General features: G+C 43.4%; 3 protein-coding genes and 3 pseudogenes. All 6 read right to left on the reverse strand.

The window, feature by feature from the left end:
• A pseudogene (locus QUB37_RS29230) lies at positions 1-647 on the reverse strand (CHAT domain-containing protein); the annotation flags it as partial.
• Between the two features lie 76 nt (positions 648-723).
• Positions 724-1,155, reverse strand: coding sequence for a type II toxin-antitoxin system prevent-host-death family antitoxin (locus QUB37_RS29235; protein WP_333168703.1), 432 nt, complete (start codon positions 1,153-1,155; stop codon positions 724-726).
• Positions 1,152-1,451 carry a type II toxin-antitoxin system RelE family toxin gene (locus tag QUB37_RS29240; protein ID WP_333168705.1) on the reverse strand — a complete coding sequence of 100 codons (300 nt, stop codon included), beginning with the start codon at positions 1,449-1,451 and terminating at the stop codon, positions 1,152-1,154. The genes QUB37_RS29235 and QUB37_RS29240 overlap by 4 nt, the downstream gene beginning before the upstream one ends.
• Positions 1,435-1,530: pseudogene (locus tag QUB37_RS29245) on the reverse strand (hypothetical protein); the annotation flags it as partial. The pseudogene QUB37_RS29245 and the gene QUB37_RS29240, both read right to left, overlap by 17 nt.
• A gap of 18 nt (positions 1,531-1,548) precedes the next feature.
• Positions 1,549-3,108: an Eco57I restriction-modification methylase domain-containing protein gene (locus QUB37_RS29250; RefSeq protein ID WP_333168707.1), complete on the reverse strand. Its 1,560-nt coding sequence runs from the start codon at positions 3,106-3,108 to the stop codon at positions 1,549-1,551.
• A pseudogene (locus QUB37_RS29255) lies at positions 3,105-3,614 on the reverse strand (XamI family restriction endonuclease); the annotation flags it as partial. The pseudogene QUB37_RS29255 and the gene QUB37_RS29250, both read right to left, overlap by 4 nt.
• Positions 3,615-3,705: the final 91 nt, after the last annotated feature.

Raw genomic sequence — 3,705 nt, forward strand, 5'->3', positions numbered from 1 at the left:
TACTGATGATCCGTAAAAAAGTCATGCTGGAGTTGACGAGTATTTATACTCATCGCAAAAGTGACATGCTCCCAATAACGGATAGCTGCTTCCAAGTTTTTTCCCCTATCTCCCCTCAGATGTTCAAGGTAAGTAGAACCAAGATTGTTTTGAATCGCCGCCCATTGTTCGGGAAAAGCTTCACGGGTGTAGACTTTGAGTGCAGCGGTGTAAAATGCGATCGCCATCTCTACATTATCAGGCCTCTCACCCCTGATTCTGTTAGAGTAGGCAATTGCCAGATTATTTTGCGTCTGCGCCCATTTTTTTGGGTTAGTCTCAAATGTAAGAGCGGAAAGTGCAATTTTATAGGCAGCGATGGCAATTTCTATATTATCAGCTCTTCTGCCTCCAGGAAATTGGTAAATCTTAATAGCAATATTTTCAATATAAGCAGCAATTCCTTCAGCTTGCTCTGGGTCATCTATTCCCCCCATAATTTTAGCCATCGCTTCTTGAATAATTGGAATGAAATTAAGATTTAGCTTATCTAGATTTGCTTGCAATACTGCATAAATGTGCCGCGAATCTCCATTCCAATTCTCATATTCTGTCTGCAACAGCAATTGCAAAAATACTACATAATCTTTTGGCGAGTTATTCTCCATATTATTCCCTATCACGTAAATCGAGCGCGAGCTTAGACTTTTCACTGCTAAAATTAGAGCGATCGCACCTCCCTATTCACCCTAACCCTAACTTCTTTCGCACCTCCTCACTACTCACAACTTTACCTGCTTTTTGCTGTTGTCTAGAGCGATCAATAATGTTTAAAAACTGAGGATTGCTACTTAAAGAAACCCTTTCAATATCAGCTATAGCTACCAAAAGAGCTACAGGTTTACCTTCAAATGCTGCGATCGCAGGTTCTGATCCCAAACTGCGGACATAATCGGCTAATGATGCTGCACAATCTGACGGTTGTCGCTGCAAAGATTTTTTGATTAATATTAGCGAATCTGGATTTGTTGCTAGGGGTAAACTTTCTAAGTCCGCGATTGGTGTTAGGACAGCTACAGGAGTTCCCTTGATGGTAACAAGCAACGGCTCTTTTCCCAAAACTTGAATATATTTACCCAGCGATTCAGTTGCTTGTGCAAGTTCTACTGATTTCATAGTTCAATTTCCTCCTGACCAATCCGAACTCGGTTGCGGTTCTTGACTCCAACTGCTTGAATATAGACTACAGAAACTGTGTTTTCTTCTACATCGTAGTACACCCGTAAATTTCCAATCCGCAATTCCCAGGTTGCTAAACTGTTAGGTTCCATCGGTTTGCGATTTCTTGTCTCAACTAGGGGTTCATATTTTAGTTGTTCGTCTACAGTATCTAATACAGTTCGTTGCTGCCGAGTTGTTAGAATTTTTAGATGGTCAATAGCAGCGTCAGTGTATTCAATTTGATAACTCAATTATCCTCATTTCAATGTTAATAACACATCCAAACACTCGTTTTTCTCCACGCCACCCGACATAAAACATCAGATAGCGATCGTGCTCAGTTCTTACTTATAGCTCAGGTACGCTTCTTTTGGGTAAAACCTCAAGAATCCTTTCAGCTAGAGCATTGCCCAATTCCCTCGGTTCCAACTTATGCAATCCACCCCCATACACGCGCCCCTCACCCATCAGCGCTTCATCAGAAATGCGATTGAGCGCCTGCCGCACTTCTTTAAGCAATTCTGGCTTACCTGAAAGTGCTTTAGCAAGAGCAGGTTTAGGATACAACATCAAATATACATTGGTAGCCGTCGCCATTGAGTGATTCAGGATAAATCGAAAAGGTCTGCCCCTACCAGTATGCTGACGACCCATGTAGGTACAAAGGAACGGGGAAGGAGGACGCTTTTCCTGAGAATACCAGGGAGAGCGATGCTTGCATAGATAGCGATCGCAAATTCCCTCCCTCACCCCCACCTGCAAATATTCCCAAAGCGACGGATACTTAGCTTTCACCTCCAAAGGGGGCAAATCGCACGATAGCAGAAAAAGCTGGCGATCGATAATCGGATTTCCCAAACGATCGCCCTCAATCTCATCAACTAATAACAGCCGGGGACTAGGCAAAACTGGCTTGAGAAATTCAAGAGGCAATTTGTAATCAGAAACTTGCTCTGGTGTCAACACAAAAAAATTGTTCGCTCCCGTCGCCAGCCCTCGTTTGATAGTGAATAAATCCTTAAGTTTCAACGGCTGTTCTTGAGAATTCACACTACCAGACATCAGCCCAAACTTAGTCCACTTAGCTGCACTGCGTAGCGACTCCACCGACATTATCAGCGACATTTTAGATGCTGTCAGACTCCCTCCATAGGTAAACTCAACAGCATGATTAGCAGGTGGCAAAGCTTTCTTAAACCAAACCACTGCTGATGTACAGAGCGCATCTTCAAACTGCGCGTCAGCAGCATCGAAACAGTGAATTCGCAGTAGGGTAACGTGATTTAGCAAGTAATCTTTAATTTGCCGTCCGTAATTCACATCCATAAATCCACTGGGAATCAGCCACCCCGCCAAGCCACCAACAGCCATACTCGCATCCGCAATGCACAAAAAATGGCAGTAAAGACTAGCCAACTGACTGAGTTTGACTCCCGCTATTTGCTGTGCTAGCTGTTGCAGCCGCAGCTTTTCAATTCGGTTTAAATGATGGTGCCGCACATAGGGGGGATTGCAAATGACTAAGTTAGCTTTTGCCTCGTCAGAGTCAGGGGGTGTTGCCTGGGTAAAATCAGCGATATTTAGATGTAGCGAAGTGTCACTCCAAAGCTTAATTGCTTCGTTCCCGTAATGGGGGTCAATTTCATAGCCGACTGCTTTAACAATCTGCGATCGCCCAAATTGCTGCAATAATGCCGAATAAAAAGAACCTGTGCCAAAAGCTGGGTCGAGAAAACGAATTTTAATGTCTGACGGCAACAGCATTGAAGCATATTTGAGAATATCTGCTGCCAGTGTTGGAGGTGTAGCAAACTGACCTAGCTTATTTCGCTGAGCTTGAGTTCTAGCTCCATCCAGTTGCGATTGCCGCAACATTCGTGTCAATTCAATTGTTGCAGTTACATTCATATTTCAAATAGCGCTAAATCATCAATCCGATGTTCCCAAACCCAGTCAATTCCTTCAGCAGCTTCGTAACCCAAATAGCCACTGTCAAAGTAACCGCAAAGAAACAAAATAAAACGCACGTTATTGCCGTAGTTACTCCTCAATTGAGTCATTTTAATAGCTTCTTCCTTGCGTCGCTTATTGGGATTGGTATAATCACCAGCAGATTTCGCTTCAATCAGTAACGGGAATTCACCGGGACTAGAATTAATTGGTACGAGCGCAACATCAATAGGGATATTAATTTGTTTGGTACCGGACTGTAAAAGTACCGGGATATTGAACCGAAACGAGAAAGTCCCCGGTTGCATTCTCTCAAAACTTAATCCTGCTCCTCCTCTAACGTAGGAATAACCGCGCTGTTCCAGCCATTGCCTAATCGTAGCAAGCTGCCTTCGTTCTTGAGCGTTGCGAACGATCGGGTCAGAAATAGCACCGCAAAGGCGATCGGCTACAATTGTCGCTGCTCTTTGAACTTCTGTAAGTAGCTAGACAAAATTAATTACATAGTTTTCTCCAAATTCTTTCAGGATTTTTTCCACAGAGGCAACAAAAGTA

The sequence above is a fragment of the Microcoleus sp. AT3-A2 genome (assembly GCF_036705685.1).
GTDB lineage: Bacteria > Cyanobacteriota > Cyanobacteriia > Cyanobacteriales > Microcoleaceae > Microcoleus.